Here is a 17,712-nt window from a genome sequence, read left to right on the forward strand (position 1 = left end):
ATTTATTATGGTGAAAAAACGTTAAACCTTCCTCTTTTCTACCCGAATAACGCCTTTAAGGCCCGACCAGTCATCATCAACGGCGCAGACCTTCACGTCCACCATGTCGATGGTAAGCATGAGGTTGCGGATGTCGTCTTCGATCAGATCCTTCGGTATTTTGGACTTCCCCTTGGGCCAGGAGACCCAAATCATGCCATTTTGCTCAATTTTGTCCTTTAGCTTCGGCAGTTGTGCGTGGAGGTCGTCTTTGCTGGTGGTGAAAAAGTGGATGATGTCATACACGTCGACAGTTTGCGATTCATGAACCAGCGCATCAATGGGAAAATCATCAAATAGTTCGAAGTAATGTGACGGACGGTTGACGAGAAGTACTTTGCTTCCTTCTTTGATGCCTAATTTCTTGGCGAGAGGAGTGCCTGAGTAGCCAGCCATAGCAAGTAATCGGTAACTGTGTGATCAGTGTTTTAGTGGTAAGTTACGCAGGATCCAGAATTTTCCAGCCTCACTCCCTAAGAGTTGGAGTAGATGAAGGTAAAATCCCATGGCTTTCGCCAACTGGCGGATCTGGGTAGAACAAGGGATTTTGGCTCTATTATTCAATTAGAAACTAATCAATATGCTAACCTATAGCCCAAGTTCCTTCCTGAAATAAATCCTCGACTCCATAGGATCAAGGTGTTCCGAAAAGCCGCTGACATAGTAGCCCTGCGACAGACAAAACCGAATCATGGGTTTGAGCTTGTTTCTTGTTTTGAGGAGCATGTGGGAATAGCCGTTTTCTGAAGCCCACTGCTCCATTATTTCTGTCAGTTGCTGATAGATACCCTGGCCTCGGTAGGCCGGAAGCAGCCCGCCCATCCACGAGTAAAAACTGCCGTCTTTGTACCTGTTGTAGCCTACCTTAAACCCGACAACTTTGCCCTCGACCTCAGCTACCAGTATGAGATGCTCCGTGCCATCTAGGCGTTCATGGTAGACCGGTTCTTCGTAGGGGTTCATAAGTTCGGGAACATGCTGCGATGCCTCAACGATTTCGGTAATGGTACCCTCTCTGATTTTCATTTCCCAACTACCTTCACTTTGGCAAGCAGCCATACGTTCGGGTCTGCTATAATACCCGCTGGCATTTCGGCGATGTCCCATTCTGCTGATGTGCTTTCTCCAAACACGTCTATTATTTTGATTGCGCTGATAGTTCCGTCGGCACCTTGGATCCCCACCTCCAGTGGGAGCCTGACCGACTTGCTTAGTCCGGGGCTTTTCACTTCAACCGACAATTTGCGCAGCTTTTTACTGTACTTCCAGCTCAGGGAAAGCTCGGGCAATAACGGCTGGAAAATCCACTGATCAAAGAACCAGCCAAGCTGCTGTCCGCTGGCTTGTTCCATCACGGCCTGAAAATCGCTCGTGAGTGCATTGGAGAGTTTGTAAGTGTCGTAGTAAGTGCGCACACCGTCAAAGAACGCCTCGTCGCCTACCTGCTTCCTGAGCATATGCAGCACCCAGCCGGCTTTCTGGTAAGTGTTTGGGCTCAGTAGCTTTTTTAACTCGATAATGGAAGTATCAACAATAGCGGAAGTAGGGTTTTTGGCATGGTATTCATCAATTTTGGGAAGCATCCTTTTCATTCCAACTTGAAGGCTGTCTCTCCCATAGGTCTTTTCCATGTACACCTGTGTGAAGTAGGTAGCAAACCCTTCGCTGAGCCACACATGGTGCCAGTCCTTTTCGCTGGCTGAGTTACCAAACCACTGGTGGGCTACCTCGTGGGCGATCAGGCCTTCAATCTTGCGCTCCCCCGATACCGATTTTTCGTAGTAGAAGATATTGCCGGCATTCTCCATGCCACCAAATTTCGTTTTCGACTGCACGTTGGCCAGCTTTTCGAAAGGATAGGGGCCAATGATGTTTTGTAGTGTGGCCAATATTTCCTTGGCTGGTGCGTAGTCGTGGAAACCGGCGTTTTTATTTTGGTGGTACACCCACGATGAGACAGGAATATTGCCAACCGAGCCAACATGGTCGATGGCAAAGGCAGCTGCACCAAAGACCATCACCTTGGTTGAAATGGGAACTGACTCGATCCAGTGGGTGAGTTTGGTGTCGTTGGAAAGTACCGTTTCCTCCTTAAGCCGTCCATTGGCCACCACCTGGTAGTAGACAGGCGCTTCGATAATAAATTCACAGGTAGCTTTGTCGGAGGGGTGGTCTACCGTAGGCAGCCATTGGTGGGCTCTGTCGGGCCAGTTGTCACCAAAGAAGGTTTTTTCACCAAACAAGTTGGTGCCAATGATAAGGCCATCTAGCGGCACTCCTTCATATTCAATCACCACTTTGAGCATCTCGCCGGCCTTTCCGCTGGCATCAATATTGATTTTGCTGTCAGTGTGGCGAAATGCAGTTTGCTGGCCGTTCACCTGCAGCGTCACAATCTTCATTCCCCCTGCTGCCGTTTCATTTTGCAGATCCAGCGCAAAGGTCTCCACATCCTGTTTGAGCAGTACTTCGATAGCCGTTTTGCCAACAATGTTATTCGTTTCGGCGGACAGCCGCAGCCTGAAGGCATAATGCTGGACGTCAATAGCCGGATTCAGTGGGTAGGGGTCGCTGCCGAAGAGAAGAAAAGGGCATAGAGCGAAAATGAGTGTGTGTAAAATGGGCTTCATGTTGTATTGGGTTGCAGCTCTAAAAGTAACTTAAAAACAAGTGTTTCAAATCGAAAGAGGCGGAATTGATCAATGGCAGGCAACCACACCCTCAGGCAGCGGGGAAATTCTGGCTGCCAGGTCTTTGTACTGGCAAGCCACTTTTTCATCGCCTACCGCCTGGTAGCAGTCGGCACGCAGCAGGTAGATTTCCTGGGCCTTGGGCCACACATTGGCCAGCCATTTGGTTTCGTGCAGGCTTTGCTCCACATTTCCCACCAGCAGATAACCTCTCGCCTCGCCCAGAAAAATGTCGAGGTCTTCTCTGCCCACATTCCCACTATGGATCAGGATGATGTAAGCCTCTCCAAAAGAAGAAATGTAGCTATTGATGACCACATCGGCTGCCTGGTGGTAGTAGTTCAGCGATGCTTCATAGTCGAGCAGGTCGTCCCGGTAGATATCGGCCATGCTTTTCAGTATGTGACGTTTCTGCAAGCCCGACTGGAGAAGGTCTTTATACGTAGTGATGGCTTCATTGAACTGGTCAGTTTCCTTATAGCATTGAGCCATCCTCAGCTTAAAATCGAAAGAGCGGTACACCAGATAAGGCTCCGCAATCAGGTAGTTTTCCAAAGCCGACACATATTCTGCTTTCTCGAAAAACACATCACCGTCATGAATCACCCTGGTCAGTAGCTCCTCCTTAAATTCCTTGATATAGTCTTCCGTTTTGTAGAAACTCACAAAAGGAGAGAGGATTTTTAGCGATTCATCCACATGCCCCAGCTCAGCCTCTTTTACTGCTGTGTCAAAAATGCTCCTTCTCTCATCCAGCAGGGCTTCCATTTTCAGGTTCTGGTAGAAAGCGTAAGCTTGCATGGCGGCCATGATGACCGTGGCCAGCGCCAGCGACAAGCCAAAGGCCCAGAGAGTGCCCTTGTTGTTGCGCTTGAGGTCCTCATACGAATAGGTGGTCTTTTTGCCTTTTCGGGCATAAGGAGGCCGCCTCGTTTCATATGTTTGGGTAGGAGGCGTGTATTCGTAAGTAGGCACGCTGTATTTGAAGCGGTAGTCGTAGTTGGCCTTTTGAATAGGGTCGGAGAGCACCTGGTAGGCCATGTTGATCTCCTTGAATCGCTCTTCCATGGCGGGGTCGCCAGCATGCTTGTCAGGGTGGTACTGCATGGCCAGCTTTTTGAAAGCAGCCTTGATCTCATAATGCCCTGCCTCTTCGGGAACGCCCAGTATTTCGTAGTAGTTGCGCAAAGGAAAATCCGTTCTGAGAAATGAATTTAGCGATTATCCTTGAAAAACGATTATTGTAAGCACTTTGTTGTTGACAACGGTGTGGGGGAGTGGATAACGCTAAAGTCCTGGCTGTATCTGTACTGTCAGCTGACGATTGCTTTTTTGGGCTTTTCAGGGACTATCGTTCAGCCGTTATCTGGCTTTGAGCTTCTTTTTTTTATTCTTTTTCGGAACGTTTGATTTGCTGTGTTCACTGTGAAAAATGGTCGTATGCGTCCCGTCTGGATTCACCTGCAGTGAGGTGCTGCCGTTGTGGTGAATAACCGTGTGGGTGCCGTTAGGATTTACCACCACTGAGGAGTTTCCAGTTCGGTGAATGGTGGTGTGCGATCCGTCGGGGTTTACCCGCACGCCAGTATTACCGGAGTAATGAATGACTGAATGCGATCCGTCAGGGTTTACCTGCACTGCCGTGTTGCCACTGTGGTGGATGACAGTGTGGGTGCCATCAGGATTGACCTGAATGGAAGTGCCCTGGGTGTGGGCAACGAATGCCACTAGCAGCAATAGGAGTGAAAAGGAAATCGTTTTCATCGCTCTGAGTTTAAGTGGAATAAATTGCTTTTAGACAACTTTTATCTTGGTGCAAATTCCGGGCCATTTTGCGTGTTGCCGATTCAGTTAGGTGACGTAACATACCTGACTACCAAAGGGTAATCGGTCAGTCCTTCATAATCTTCTTCCGATGAGCCAGCCCCCAGAAATGCAGGGCATCCATGACGTTTTCCAGCGACATGCCGTGGGGTGTGATAGAATATTCGACAGTGGGAGGAAAGGTGTCGTGCACGTCTCTTTTTATCAGCTTGTTCATTTCCAGCCGCTTCAGCTCTGCAGATAGTGTTTTGTCTGTAATGCTGCCGACGGCTTTCGACAATTCCTTGAATCGCTTCGGCCCTGACGACAGAGCGAACAGTATCAAAAGCTTCCATTTACCTTCCAACGCTTCGAGGGCGTCTTTGATGGCCAGGGCATTGGTTGGGCAACCTTCTCTTGTAAGCATGTTGTTGTAGTTGAATATCACGATACTATCGCTACGGAAAGCGCTATCCGTGGGGAAAGTACTATCGATCGGATAGCAAGTATAGGTACTTTTGGAAAAGATAAAAAAGCCAGAAGCTATATGATCGACGAAGAAAAATCACCAAACACCCTCTCAATCGCCCTTTGGGTAACACAAGGCCTGTTGTCTGTTTCATTTTTGTGCGGTGCTGCCATGAAACTGTTTCAGCCCGTTGAGCAGCTTTCTGCCATGTGGCCCTGGACGGCCGAAGTGCCTCCAGCCTTTCTGGCATTTACTGGCGTAGTGGATCTGCTGGGAGGAGTGGGTATCATCCTGCCTTCGCTGCTCCGCATCAAGCCCTGGCTTACGCCCGTTGTAGCGGTGGCCATCGTTGTTCAGATGGTGGGTGCCAGTGCGTTTCATGTTGCCAGAGGAGAAGCCTCCGATATTGGAGCCAACATCGTTTTCGCCCTCATGGCCTTATTTATTGGATGGGGAAGGTGGAAGAAGGCGCCGGTTCTGCCGAGATAGCCACCCTGCGGGCCATTCCGGTAATGGTAGTTTCTGATATACCACAGAAATGCTACATTTAAAGAGACTTAAAACAACTCCTGCAATGAAGCGACTATTCGTATGGGCCCTGCTCCTGATTTTATTGTGCCCTGCCTGGGCGCAAGTGCCTAAGGGTACTGTTGTTACCGATTCCATATATTCCAAACACCTCGAAAACAAGATGGGGGAGAAGCCCACCCGGGCAGTATCCATTTATCTGCCACCGGGATACGACAAAGGTAGCCAGCGCTATCCTGTTGTCTATTTCCTGCATGGCTTTATGGGCGACAACAAGATGATGATGGGCATGGCGGGCCTGATTGACGAGGCCATTGCCAGCCACAAGATCCGCCCGTTCATTATGGTGGTGCCCGACGAGAAAACGACCTACGACGGCAGCTTCTTCAGCAATTCGGGGCTGTTTGGCAACTGGGAGGATTTTACTGCCTACGATGTGGTGGGGCATGTGGACAAGAAATACCGCACCCTGGCCACCAAGGAAAGCAGGGGTATTACGGGCCACAGCATGGGCGGTTATGGCGCCATCAAAATTGCTATGCATCATCCCGATATTTTCAGCGTGGTGTATATGATCAGCCCGGGCGCACTCACCATTGTGCGGGAGTATGGGCCTAATAGCGACACGTTCAAGGAAATCGCTGGCATCACCACTATGGAAGACCTTGGAAAGACCTACTTCGGCAAGGTGATGGTGGCCTTTGGTCGTTCGTGGTCAGCGAACGCCAACAAGCCGCCTTTCTACTGCGACCTGCCGTTTGAGTACAAGGGCGATGAGCTGATTGTGCGCCAGGACGTGCTCGAAAAGTGGTATGCCAATATGCCGGTGCACATGATCGACGACAACCTGACGAACCTGCAGCAACTGAAGGCCATCAAGATGGACTGGGGCCGCAACGCTGGGGAGCGGTTTACGCAGCAGTGTCGGATGTTTAGCGAGCGGCTGGAGAACGTGGGCATACAGCATTTTGCCGAGGAGTATATTGGCACGCACACCAGCGGCATTTACACCGCCGACGGCAGGTTGCCGAACCAGGTGCTGCCGTTTTTTGATTTTTATCTGAGTTTTGAAGGGAAGTAGTGCACTGAGGATTTCACGCAGAGAAGATTTCACACAAAGGGCGCAGAGAGGAGGGATTCAGAGTTTTTTTTCATGGAGACGCAGGGGCCGAGAGTTGAAGAGCTAACTATTTTTCCCAATCGTAAATATCATACTTACTTGATAGATATTCGCTTTCGCTGTCCTCGGCAATTCTCTTCGATTGTATTAAATCAAGCTTAGAAATTGAAATCTCAACCTCAGGAATTTTCCCCTCGAGAAACACTTTCCCGTAAAGCTCTTCTTTCAAATTCGAATTCCTAACCATCCAAACTGGCACTTCACCGATCCAGTACCGTATGTCTTTAAGTATCCAGTCATTTTTTTCTTCATCAAACAAAAACACGTAGTCTTTCCCGTAAAAATCAGGTATTAGATGAGACACTATTAAAGAATCATAGCTGAATTTTATTTTAGTTGTAAGAGGATAAACTTTTGATAGAGAATCGGCTCGGGGATTGGCTTCAAAGTAACTGGATGACAGAATTTGCACGTAAGGTAGTGCAAGATTGGCCATTGTGGTGAGGAGTCTGCAATCATCCTGATTCTCCCGCTCATAGATTGAATAATACCTCATATTCCCATCTTGTAGAGGGTATTTAGTGTATCTAATTGCCAGATCATTTTGACCATCTCTATTAAAATCGAAATCATCGAAAACCTGATCTATCATGAAATCGTCAGGAATACAAAGGTCAGTTGGGATACGGCTAAGCATTGATTTTTCAATTGCCGAGCGATTGCATTCAACTGCCTCATTTTCGAGCTGTCCGTTTCCGTAGAAAGTTGCGCACAGGGCAATAAATAAATGCTGAAAATTCATTTCCGTTGTGTTTTACAAAAACAAATACCTGATCCGAATTGCATTGACATATCGACAACTGCCTTTGGAATATGGTGCCAAAAATTCAGACACATAAAATGTATCTGAATTTCAATATTGCCAGTCGCTTGGCAGTGATATTTTATCACACGTTCCAAAATCAACATCACGAATCGACTTATAGGTGCTTGGATCAATTTTATCTATGTGCCACTCTGCCAGGTGGGCAGCCTCCATTTCCCGAAATTTAAAAGCTGAGACCAAACTAACGCTCTGTATAGACACTCTATTCGCGGCGGTCGAGGGTGATGCCGCCTTCCAGTATTACATTGGCTGGTTCGTTTTCGTTCTTAAAAAAGCGCCAACCTGCTTCCTCAAGAAGTTTGTTGATTTTTATCCGGGCCTGGGCTTCCTTTAGCGACATGAAAAAATTGAGAATATCTTCTAATATTAAGTAATTCTAGAATAAAAGTGTAAAAAGAAGGTGTTAAATGGTTGTACCCGCCCGTAGCTTTCTAAAGCCGTCGAATTCGACCACTTTAAGACAAGACCCGACTAGTGATGCGCTGCAAGCGCAAATTTCGGTCGCCCCCGTTGCATAAGCCCGCCCCTGGCGGAAACGGGAGACGATGGACGGCTTGTCAATGCAATGCTTCTTGCATCAGGGTGTAACCATGTTCAAGTTGGGGGTAGCTTTATTTTCGATAAGAAATATTTTTGCAGGAAAGCAAAGCTTTGAACCAAAGTAGGTTGTTAATTAGTATGATGAAGGCAATAATATTATTTGTGATTACAGGGTTTGTTCTGGCAACGGACTGCCTGGGGCAAGAAGGGGTCGTTGAACAATACTTTCAAATTGAGGATGTAACCTCTGAAGCTAGCGGAGGAGTCTATTCAGTCCCTTTGGTCAGAAGTAATACCAATCCCGATGCGGCCTATAAAATCAACCAGGTGATTCAACTCGTAATCGTTCGAAAATCGTATAGCGTCGCTGGCAAGAGTATGTTTGACGAAATGCTCAATAAGGACGGTTATGGCACGGAAAGTCTTGGTTATACCATTTTACTGAATAGCCCTGCCATCCTCTCCATACGATTCGATGATCAAACGATGAGCAGCTACCCCGACTCTCACACCTATTATTTGAATTTCAATTCGGCTACGGGGGACATCATTGACGTGGCAGAGCTATTGAATAAACAAGGGATAGACCACCTGAACGATCTGGCTGGAAGCACTTTCAACGAGAGAATTAAAGCCAGACATTCGGAAATACTGAAGGACGATTCAATAGATGAGGACGAGCGTAAAGAATCTTTAGATTATGTCTTTGATTTGACGGAGTGCAATGCAACGCATGAAATTTGGAAATTCGGTATCACCGGAGAGTTTATTATTGTAGAGAAAGACCATTGCTTCCCGCATGTGATCCAAATGTTTGACATAAGCTGGGCTTGCGGGATTAAAGTCAAAGATTTGTATTCCAGGGATTTCACTAGTTACGGTAAGGCCTTGCTTAGAGAAGGCAAAACAGATAACTCAAGGCACTTTGATGCCAAAGAAAGCCTGATGACGCTCCATGGTAAAATTGATAGCAAGTACCCATTCACCATGTATTTGGATATCAACGATGACAATAGTATAGGAGGAGGGTATTGGTACGATAAATTTGGAAAGCTGGTTGACTTTGAAGGAAAGCGGGTGTCGGCCAGCAAAATAGAGTTGACCGAAGAGGGAGGAAAGTTTGTGTTGACCATTGTGGGTACGGGTGAAATTTTAGGGAGCTGGTATAACAAAGAAGGAAGACCCTTGCCGATCACTTTTTACTAAAACCCCATATTTTGTGTGAAAGCTGGATGGAACTCCCCATTTGAGGGTAGACCAGGAAGTTCTTCATTAATAGATATCAAAATGAATAGGAGCCTTATGTGCCTGTTGGTAATGGTGCTATCCCAGCTAGGTGGCCTTGCCCGGGCTTTGACTATTCCTGAGGATTCGGTGGTCCGCATTGCCGTTCAAGAGAGTCTTCAGAAAAAGGGTATTTCATTGTCATGCATGGCTCCGCTTGCTGATGAACCTGCCAAAATTGAGATGAGCATCGCATTCAAAGACACCATCACCTTAGACAAGCAAGTATATGTCCTCGCTATCAGCTCGACCAAAACAGGAAGCCTGCATGGCCATGTGCTTGGTTGTGTTAATTACTTTTTCTTGAAGGACGTAAATAACAGATGGGAAGTAACTTCGGGGATAGTCAGTCAGAAGTCTTCGCCCATTGGAGATGACCCATCCTACCAAATAGTGAATATTGGGAAAAACAGGAAGGCATTGCTTTCTGTTTTTCAAAGCACGGGCAATAGCCATTTTGAGAAGAAGACTTTCGTGCAAGAAATAACGCTGGAGAAATTGACTCCTCTGCTGACCATCGATAGCGAGTACGATAATTCAGCCTGGAAGACTTCAGAGGAAGGAGGAAAGGACTGTGAAGCCGTCAGAATTACGCAGGAGTTTGAAATCATAAAGTCAGATCAAGCGTGGTACGATGTCATGGTGAAAGAGAGTCGATATGGATTTCAAAAAGACTGTGAAACGACTTTTTTGATTGAGGCTACTGACATCGTTTACGTGTATAGAGAAGGGGAGTATGTGCTGAAATGAAGAATTTGGGCTTGTTTACCAACCTGCACCTGTAGCTTTCTAACCCTGTCGAATTCGACCACTTTAAAACAAGACCTGATTAGTGATGCGCTGCAAGCGCAAATTTCGGTCGCCCCCGTTGCAAACGGGTGGCGATTCCGCCAACCAGCGGATCAATGACCGGCAGGCGGTGATGGTGCTTCTAAAGGATTGAGCTTTGGAACCAGGGGACTTCTCAAATGGTGATTTGGGTTCGATTGACAAATGCCTCCTTGCGTGAGGGACAGAGCCATTGTTGGAGCCCGCTGTGGGGTTTTCGTGCGCTGGGCGGCGACTGGTGAAGGCCCGACCCCTGCCGCCGAAGAGAGTGGCCGGGCTAAGACGATCACTCCGGCGGCAAAGGGGGCACGCCCAAGTCATTGAAGTATTTTTTGATTGGGTGATTGGCTTTCAGCAACGATTAAAGAGGGTACTATCTGCAGAAACGCAGAGAGTAACCTCTTTAATTTGATCCCGTTGCAGGGGCGCAGAAGGTAACCTCTTTGATGGCTCACGTTGGGATTAAAGAGGTTACTACTTGCAGGAGAGCAGAGAGTAACCTCTTTAATTCGATCCCGTTGCAGAAGCGCAGAGAGTAACCTCCTTTCATTCGGCTCACATGAACGAGGCAAGGATGACACACCTGCGTCGGACGCCTCCAAATAATCCCCATTGTATCTTTTGCCTTTTTGCCCTAACTAGTGAGCCAATACTAATCAACTCACTATGCAACGAATTACAACAACATTGACCTTGCTGCTGTGCTTTGCGCTGTCAGCATTTGCGCAAAAGAAAGATGACAAAAAGAAAGGCCTTCCGCTGGACTCCCTTCGCACCATTCCCATAGAAGTAAACGAAGGATCGTGGATCCACCTCGATGTGAGCCCTGATGGCGAAACCATCGTGTTTGAGCTGCTTGGCGACATTTATACCCTGCCCATGGCGGGCGGCCAGGCATCACGCCTCACCAAGGATATTGCCTTTGATTCACAGCCACGCTTCAGCCCCGATGGCAAGGAGCTTGTGTTCATTTCCGACGAGTCGGGCGGAGAGAATGTGTATGTGATGACGCTGGCCGATACGACCAAGCGCCAGCTCACCGAAGGTAACAACAACGTGTTCCAGTCGCCCGAATGGACACCCGACGGCCAGTATGTAGTGGTGTCGAAAGGTGCTATCTTAAGAGGTGTGCCTAAGCTGCAGCTGCTGCACAAAGACGGCGGCAGCGGTATTGAATTGATCAAAGAGCCGGAGCAGTTCAAAACGGTGGAGGCAGCCTTCGGGCCGGATGCCCGTTATATTTGGTTCAGCCACCGCAATCGCAACTGGCAGTACAATGCCGTTCTCCCACAGTATCAGCTCGCTGTGTATGACCGGGAGACCGGCAAGTACGAAACAAAGACAAGCCGCTACGGGTCAGCGTTCAGGCCTACGCTGTCACCCGACGGCAAATACCTGGTGTATGGCAGTCGGCACGATGCCGAAACAGGCCTGGTGATCAGGAGCCTGGCCACTGGCGATGAGAAGTGGCTGGCCTACCCTGTGCAGCGGGACGATCAGGAGTCGATTGCCACCAGAGATGTGCTACCAGGCATGTCGTTCACACCCGATAGCCAGTTCCTTGTGCTGTCGTATGGCGGCAAAATCATGAAGCTGCCCATCGCTGGTGGCGATGCCGTGGAGATTCCGTTCACCGTAAAAGAAGACTTGAAAGTAGGGCCTTCGGTGCGTTTCAATTATAAAATCAGCGACGACCCCACCTTCATTGTGAAGCAGATCAGGAACCCGGTGCTGTCGCCCAATGGCAAGCGGCTGGCTTTCACTGCCCTGGATAGACTATATGTGATGGACTACCCCAACGGAACACCCTCACGGGTAACCACGCTGGACATGACCGAGGCCCATCCTGCGTGGTCGCCCGACGGCAATTCCCTGGCCTTTGTGACCTGGAGCAATTCCGCAGGTGGCCATATATATAAAACCACTTTTGGTAAGAAAACCACACCACCAGTGAAGCTGACGCAAGAACCTGCCGTGTACCGCGACATTGCCTGGAGTGCCACTGGCAGGATAGTGAGTTTCAAGGCGCCGATGCAAGCCATGACCGACAGCTACGGCCCAACGGATGCGCTTGGCGTTTCGCAGGACCTGGTGTGGATTCCTGACGGTGGTGGCAAAAGTACGGTTATAGCTACAGCCAAGGGCCGGAACATGCCACACTTTACTGCCGACAAAGACAGGATTTTCCTGTACGACGACGAAAAAGGCCTTGTTTCTATCCGGTGGGATGGTACCGACGAAAGGGCGTATTTGAAAGTAACTGGCAAGACGATTCCTGGTACCAAAAAGCCCACGGAGGCTGACTATATCAAAATGGCACCCAAAGGAGACAAGGCTATGGCCCTGCTCGATAATGAAGTGTTCCTGGTGACGGTGCCTATGGTGGGCGGAGAAACGCCGAGTATTTCTGTCAATACCCCTGAGAAAGCATCGTTTCCGGCTAGAAGGCTGACCGACCTGGGTGGGCAGTTTCCTGCCTGGACGGCTGATGCCAGTGCTATTACGTGGTCGATTGGCAATGCATTTTTCTACTACGACCTGGCCAAAGGAGAAGCCTTTGCCGATAGCCTGAAGTTGGCAGAAAAAGCCAAAGCAGAAGAGAAGAAGGCCGGGAAGGAAGAGGGGGACGAGAAAACCGAAGAAAAAGAAGAAGAGAAAAAAGACAAGCCAACGTTTAAGCCTGACGAATTGAGGGTGAAAGTGGAGGTGGCCAGAGACATTCCCAAAGGGAAAGTAGTCCTTTTCGGAGCCCGGGTGATTACCATGAACGGCATGGAGGTGATTGAAAATGGTGCTGTTTATATTGAGAACAACCGGATTGTGAGAGTAGGGAAGGCCTCCGAAATCAATGCGCCGGCTGATGCACAGGTGATCGACGTCAAGGGCAAGACCATCATTCCCGGTTTTGTGGATGTGCATGCCCACATGTGGCCGGAGTGGGAAATACATAAGAACCAGGCATGGATGTATACTGCTAACCTGGCCTACGGCGTCACCACCACCCGTGACCCGCAGACCGCTACGACTGATGTGCTGACTTACGAAGACATGGTGAGGGCCGGGAGGATGATAGGCCCCCGCATTTACTCCACTGGGCCGGGTGTTGGCTACTGGAACACTAACATCCGTGACCTAGACCATGCCCGCCAGATCATGAAGCGGTACAAGGACTACTTCGATACGAAAACGATCAAGATGTACATCACCGGCAATCGCCAGCAGCGGCAGTGGGTGATACAAGCTGCCCGTGAAAACGAGTTGATGCCAACGACCGAGGGTGCCCTTGACCTCAAGTTGGATTTGACTCAGGTAATTGACGGATTCCCGGGCCACGAGCATTCGTTTCCGGTTTATCCGCTGTACTCAGACATTACTTCGCTGCTTGCACAGTTAAAAACAGCCTACACACCTACCTTGCTCGTGTCGTACGGAGGGCCGTGGGCGGAGAACTACTACTATGCTACCGAAAAGGTGCATGACGATGAGAAGTTGTCGCATTTTACCCCACATCAGGAGCTGGACGAGAAGAGCCGCAGAAGAGGCGCTGGCTGGTTCATGGACGAAGAGCATGTGTTCAGGAAGCATGCTGAGTTTGCAAAGGATTTGTATGATGCCGGGGGATTGGTAGGCATAGGAAGTCATGGCCAGTTGCAGGGACTTGGCTACCACTGGGAGCTGTGGTCGGTGGGCTCGGGAGGACTGACACCACACGAGGCACTCAGGGTGGCTACGATTCAAGGTGCCGAAGACATTGGACTGAAGAATGAGTTAGGCTCGCTGGAAGCTGGTAAGCTGGCTGACCTGATAGTGCTGGATGCTAATCCGCTGGAGAACCTTAGGAATACGAACACGATTATGTACGTGATGAAGAACGGCAGGCTGTACGAAGGAGCGACGCTGAGCGAGGTGTATCCGAACAAGGTGGAGAGAAAGGACTGGCCCTGGAACAACTTTATGCCGGCGGGCGTGCCGGGGGTGAGGTAGGCTTCACGCAGAGGATTTATTTCTCGCAAAGGCGCAAAGGGAGTAACGCAGATTCTTTGCGAGCTTTGTGCTTTTGCGTGAGATTCTTTCCTATTTCCGATACCCCTCCGGCACTTCCATGGCTTCCAGGTTCATGAGCTCGACTTTCCTGAATTGGATAGGGTGGCTTTCGCTTTGCAGGGAAATCCAGCCCTCAGTAAGTGGCATGCCGTCGTGCTTGGCGGCCGGGTCGAAGCCGCTCACTACGCCACCACCTACTTGTGGTCTGGTGTATTCGAGCACATTGATTCCATTCACATAGTGCCGGATCAGCGAGTCGCCCAACACCAGCGCTTCCACCCTTACCCATTGTTCTCCATTGAAAGTAGGGGAGGTGGAGTTGATGCAATGGTCGGTGAAGAGTGTGTCGCCCAGAAACACGTGGGTGCCGGGAGTACACAGGTTGGCCGTTGGCCGTTCGCCCACACCCAGCCCTCCAAGCAACTGCACTTCGATAGAGATGGGGAAGTCTTGTTCCACGGTCATGGTGGTTGGATCCTGGCCATTCACCATGATGCCGCTGTTTCTTTCTGCCCAGCCTTCACCACCGGTGGCCTGCTCACCCACGAAGCGGTATTCAGTGGCAATGATGTACTTCGAGAACTTATCCTTGTAAAACAGATGGCCGTACTGGTAACGAAAGGAGTCATATTGGTCATAGGCTACGGTCAGTAAGCCATCTTCCACCCGGAAGGTGTTGCCAAAGTTGTCGTCGACAGGGTGACCGCTGATCTTGGGAATCCAGCCAGTGAGGTCTTTGCCGTTGAAGAGCTGCTGCCATTCGGGTTGCTGAACTTCTTTTGTGGTTTGCTCGGCTTGCTTTTGAGGGGAAGAGCAGTTGCAGAGGACTGCGAGACAAATGATGATTGGTGCTGTGTGTTTTAGATTGTTCATAGTTGGTTGGATAAAATGGTAAGGTGTGAAGACATACCAACAAACGCAGGGTTGGAAATGAAATAGGGTGCGAAACACACCGAAGACCGTTGTTTTTACGGATCACATGAGGTAAGAAATAGGGTGCGAAGACACACCCTAAAACTTCCTTATCAATTTAAATTTGGGGAATATGTTTTAATATCCCGTGTTTGGGTCATTTTCACCGACGAGTTTAAGAGTCGTAACTCACGCCCAGTCTGTCGAGCCATTCCTGTGGGGCGCCGTTCCATACAGTAGGCCGGTTACCCATGTACTGCAGGTCTTCCACGCCCAGCTTGCTGGAGTAAAATCCTGTGAGCACCAGACTGCGGAAGGTACTGAAAAACGCTACGCCCTGGCTGTAAGCTGGGCTTGCAGTTTGTGGATAGGCAATGTCATCCAATATCTGCTTTTGCTCTCCCTCTGAAATGGCCGTGAAGCTTTTTCCAAAGCGTTTCGTGCTCTCCAAATTCATCCAGCGCAGGCCACCTCTTATCGGGGTTTGCATATTCTCCCTATCGACAAGGGTGAATTCAATGAAGGCCGTCACGTTGGCATCTTCTGCACTGCCCGACTTGTCATCTGCCGGAATCACCTGGTTGGCCAGCACTCTTACCATTTCTCTTTCCTCATCAGTGAAAAACTTCTGATTAAGCATCTCCATTACCTCGGGTGTGAGGTTGGCATAACCCTCCGGCATATCGGTGGGGTGCTCGTGCCCGGTCATTTCGCCTTCTTTGCCTGGCTCGCAGGCAATCAATGCACCGGCGGACAGGGAGGCAAGCGTAATATATTTAAGGGAATCTCTTCTGCTAATTGGTTCCATGTTGATTAAAGGTTTTGTTGTTTCATCTGATCAATGATGTAATCACAAGTTCTCCAGCTCAACGCCAGAATGGTCCAGGTAGGGTTTTTATCGGCCTGCGACACAAAAGGTCCACCATCGCAAACAAAAACGTTTTTGGCTTCATGCGCCTGGCAGTAAGCATTTACCACGCTCGACTTAGGGTCGTTGCCCATGCGGGTGGCACCCACCTCGTGGATAATGCGACCGGGAGCAGCAATGCCATAATTGCTTTCCGGCCCTGGTTTTGCACCCGTGAAAATGCCGCCCATGTTGGTTAGGATCTCCTCAAAGGTGTCCTGCATGTGCTTCACCTGCTTGATCTCATGGTCGCTCCAGGTGTAGTTGAAGCGAAGTACGGGGATGCCCCACTTGTCTACCACATTGGGATCAATTTCACAGTAGTTGTCGTAGCGGGCAATCGATTCGCCACGACCCGAGAAGCCGACAGTGGCTCCGTAAAGTGTGCGGGCGTCCTGCTTCAGCTGAGCGCCGTAGCCACCACCGCTTGGTCGGGCAGTGCCGTCGGGTGACTTCAGGTGTTTGTTAGAGTTTTCTACACCCCACATATAACCATAACCAGGCATATGGCGTCCACCCCAAATCTCTATGTGATAGCCCCGTGCGAAGTCGAGTTTTTTGTTGTCGAGCCACCAGGGAGTGTACACGTGCATGCCACCCACACCATCTTCGTTGTGAGGAATACCGTCGAGCAGGGCAGGGATAATCGCTGACCTGGACGCACCAGTGGAATCGGTGATGTAGCGACCCAGCACGCCGCTGCTATTGCTCAGGCCGTTTTCGTGTACTGTCGATTTGGAGTTCATCATCAGTCGGCCCGACTCGCAAGCGCTGGCTGCCAGGATCACGATTTTTGCCTTTACATGGTAATCGAGCCCGTCTGCCTTGTTAACGTAGCTTACACCAGTAGCCTTGCCTTCCTTGTCGGTAGTCACCTCACGGGCCATGGCACCGTTCAGAATGGTCAGGTTGCCGGTGGCTAGTGCAGGTCCGATAAGCACTGATGGTGAGGAGAAGTTGGAGTGGGTGCTGCAACCCCGGTTACACTGTGAGCAGTAGTGACAGGCTGCTCTGCCGTTGTGTGGTTGTGTAAGAATGGACAAACGTGATGGGATCACCGGTATTTTGATTTCGTCGCAGGCTTTTTTTACCAGCAGCTCGTAGCCACGTGGCTTGGGGGCCGGGAGAAAGTTGCCATCGGGTTCGTTATAAATACCTTCTTTGGAACCGAAAACACCCACCAGATCGTCTACCTTGTCGTAGTACGGCTTGATATCATCGTAGGAGATTGGCCAGTCGTCGCCGAGGCCATCTATGCTTTTTCGCTTGAAGTCATTGGGGCCGAAGCGGAGAGAAATACGGCCCCAGTGGTTGGTGCGGCCACCCAGCATGCGGGAGCGGAACCAGTCAAACTCCGTGCCTTTGGTGCGGGTATAGGGTTCACCTTCAAGTTCCCAGCCACCGAAGGCAGCGTCGAACTCCCCAAAAGCTCTTTCTTTGGTGCCAGCACCACGGCGTGGAGAAGAGTAATTCCATTTGAACATATCGCCCTTGGAAGAGTCGAAATGAGGGCCTGCCTCCAGCATGAGTACTTTGGCACCAGCCTCGGTAAGCACTTTGGCAGACATACCACCACCAGCACCTGAGCCGACAATCACCACATCGTACTCCTCGGGGACTTCTTTTATTTGAAATGCGGACATAGTAGGATAAAAAGATTAA

At 49.7% G+C, this 17,712-nt stretch carries 16 protein-coding genes; 5 read left to right on the plus strand and 11 right to left on the minus strand.

All coding sequences use genetic code 11. The annotated features are described in order from the left end of the window. Window positions 1-21: 21 nt before the first annotated feature. From RT717_RS05395 to RT717_RS05420, 6 genes are all read right to left on the minus strand, one after another. Complete coding sequence (locus RT717_RS05395; RefSeq protein ID WP_317490712.1) at window positions 22-435, minus strand: DUF3052 domain-containing protein; 414 nt, start codon at window positions 433-435, stop codon at window positions 22-24. 192 nt (window positions 436-627) lie between these two features. Continuing rightward, complete coding sequence (locus tag RT717_RS05400) at window positions 628-1,065, minus strand: GNAT family N-acetyltransferase (protein WP_317490713.1); 438 nt, start codon at window positions 1,063-1,065, stop codon at window positions 628-630. Continuing rightward, window positions 1,062-2,669: a M1 family metallopeptidase gene (locus RT717_RS05405; protein WP_317490714.1), complete on the minus strand. Its 1,608-nt coding sequence runs from the start codon at window positions 2,667-2,669 to the stop codon at window positions 1,062-1,064. The genes RT717_RS05400 and RT717_RS05405 overlap by 4 nt, the downstream gene beginning before the upstream one ends. A 69-nt stretch (window positions 2,670-2,738) precedes the next feature. Beyond that, on the minus strand, window positions 2,739-3,917 hold the full coding sequence (locus RT717_RS05410; protein WP_317490715.1) for a J domain-containing protein: 1,179 nt from the start codon (window positions 3,915-3,917) through the stop codon (window positions 2,739-2,741). Between the two features lie 174 nt (window positions 3,918-4,091). Then, on the minus strand, window positions 4,092-4,493 hold the full coding sequence (locus RT717_RS05415; protein WP_317490716.1) for a hypothetical protein: 402 nt from the start codon (window positions 4,491-4,493) through the stop codon (window positions 4,092-4,094). A 127-nt stretch (window positions 4,494-4,620) separates the two neighbouring features. Then, complete coding sequence (locus RT717_RS05420; RefSeq protein ID WP_317490717.1) at window positions 4,621-4,959, minus strand: winged helix-turn-helix transcriptional regulator; 339 nt, start codon at window positions 4,957-4,959, stop codon at window positions 4,621-4,623. A gap of 120 nt (window positions 4,960-5,079) precedes the next feature. Between RT717_RS05420 and RT717_RS05425 the strand changes: the two genes are divergently transcribed. Then, window positions 5,080-5,490, plus strand: coding sequence for a DoxX family protein (locus RT717_RS05425; RefSeq protein WP_317490718.1), 411 nt, complete (start codon window positions 5,080-5,082; stop codon window positions 5,488-5,490). Window positions 5,491-5,575: 85 nt separating this feature from the next. Next, window positions 5,576-6,610 carry an alpha/beta hydrolase gene (locus RT717_RS05430; protein WP_317490719.1) on the plus strand — a complete coding sequence of 345 codons (1,035 nt, stop codon included), beginning with the start codon at window positions 5,576-5,578 and terminating at the stop codon, window positions 6,608-6,610. A gap of 106 nt (window positions 6,611-6,716) precedes the next feature. On the opposite strand, the gene RT717_RS05435 is transcribed toward RT717_RS05430, so the two are convergent. Further along, window positions 6,717-7,451, minus strand: coding sequence for a hypothetical protein (locus tag RT717_RS05435; RefSeq protein WP_317490720.1), 735 nt, complete (start codon window positions 7,449-7,451; stop codon window positions 6,717-6,719). A gap of 286 nt (window positions 7,452-7,737) precedes the next feature. Continuing rightward, window positions 7,738-7,875, minus strand: coding sequence for a hypothetical protein (locus RT717_RS05440; RefSeq protein ID WP_317490721.1), 138 nt, complete (start codon window positions 7,873-7,875; stop codon window positions 7,738-7,740). Window positions 7,876-8,213: 338 nt separating this feature from the next. Between RT717_RS05440 and RT717_RS05445 the strand changes: the two genes are divergently transcribed. The 3 genes from RT717_RS05445 to RT717_RS05455 all read left to right on the plus strand — a co-directional run bounded on the left by RT717_RS05445 (window position 8,214) and on the right by RT717_RS05455 (window position 14,171). After that, complete coding sequence (locus RT717_RS05445; RefSeq protein WP_317490722.1) at window positions 8,214-9,281, plus strand: hypothetical protein; 1,068 nt, start codon at window positions 8,214-8,216, stop codon at window positions 9,279-9,281. Window positions 9,282-9,362: 81 nt separating this feature from the next. Continuing rightward, complete coding sequence (locus tag RT717_RS05450) at window positions 9,363-10,109, plus strand: hypothetical protein (protein WP_317490723.1); 747 nt, start codon at window positions 9,363-9,365, stop codon at window positions 10,107-10,109. Window positions 10,110-10,853: 744 nt separating this feature from the next. Continuing rightward, window positions 10,854-14,171 carry an amidohydrolase family protein gene (locus RT717_RS05455; protein WP_317490724.1) on the plus strand — a complete coding sequence of 1,106 codons (3,318 nt, stop codon included), beginning with the start codon at window positions 10,854-10,856 and terminating at the stop codon, window positions 14,169-14,171. A 90-nt stretch (window positions 14,172-14,261) separates the two neighbouring features. Here RT717_RS05455 and RT717_RS05460 read toward each other — a convergent pair whose 3' ends face one another. From RT717_RS05460 to RT717_RS05470, 3 genes are all read right to left on the minus strand, one after another. Further along, a complete protein-coding gene (locus RT717_RS05460; protein WP_317490725.1) occupies window positions 14,262-15,104 on the minus strand; it encodes a 3-keto-disaccharide hydrolase in 843 nt (280 codons plus the stop codon). A gap of 214 nt (window positions 15,105-15,318) precedes the next feature. Further along, on the minus strand, window positions 15,319-15,951 hold the full coding sequence (locus RT717_RS05465) for a gluconate 2-dehydrogenase subunit 3 family protein (RefSeq protein WP_317490726.1): 633 nt from the start codon (window positions 15,949-15,951) through the stop codon (window positions 15,319-15,321). Between the two features lie 5 nt (window positions 15,952-15,956). Continuing rightward, window positions 15,957-17,693: a GMC family oxidoreductase gene (locus tag RT717_RS05470; RefSeq protein WP_317490727.1), complete on the minus strand. Its 1,737-nt coding sequence runs from the start codon at window positions 17,691-17,693 to the stop codon at window positions 15,957-15,959. Window positions 17,694-17,712: the final 19 nt, after the last annotated feature.

The sequence above is a fragment of the Imperialibacter roseus genome (assembly GCF_032999765.1).
In the GTDB taxonomy this organism is placed as follows: domain Bacteria; phylum Bacteroidota; class Bacteroidia; order Cytophagales; family Cyclobacteriaceae; genus Imperialibacter; species Imperialibacter roseus.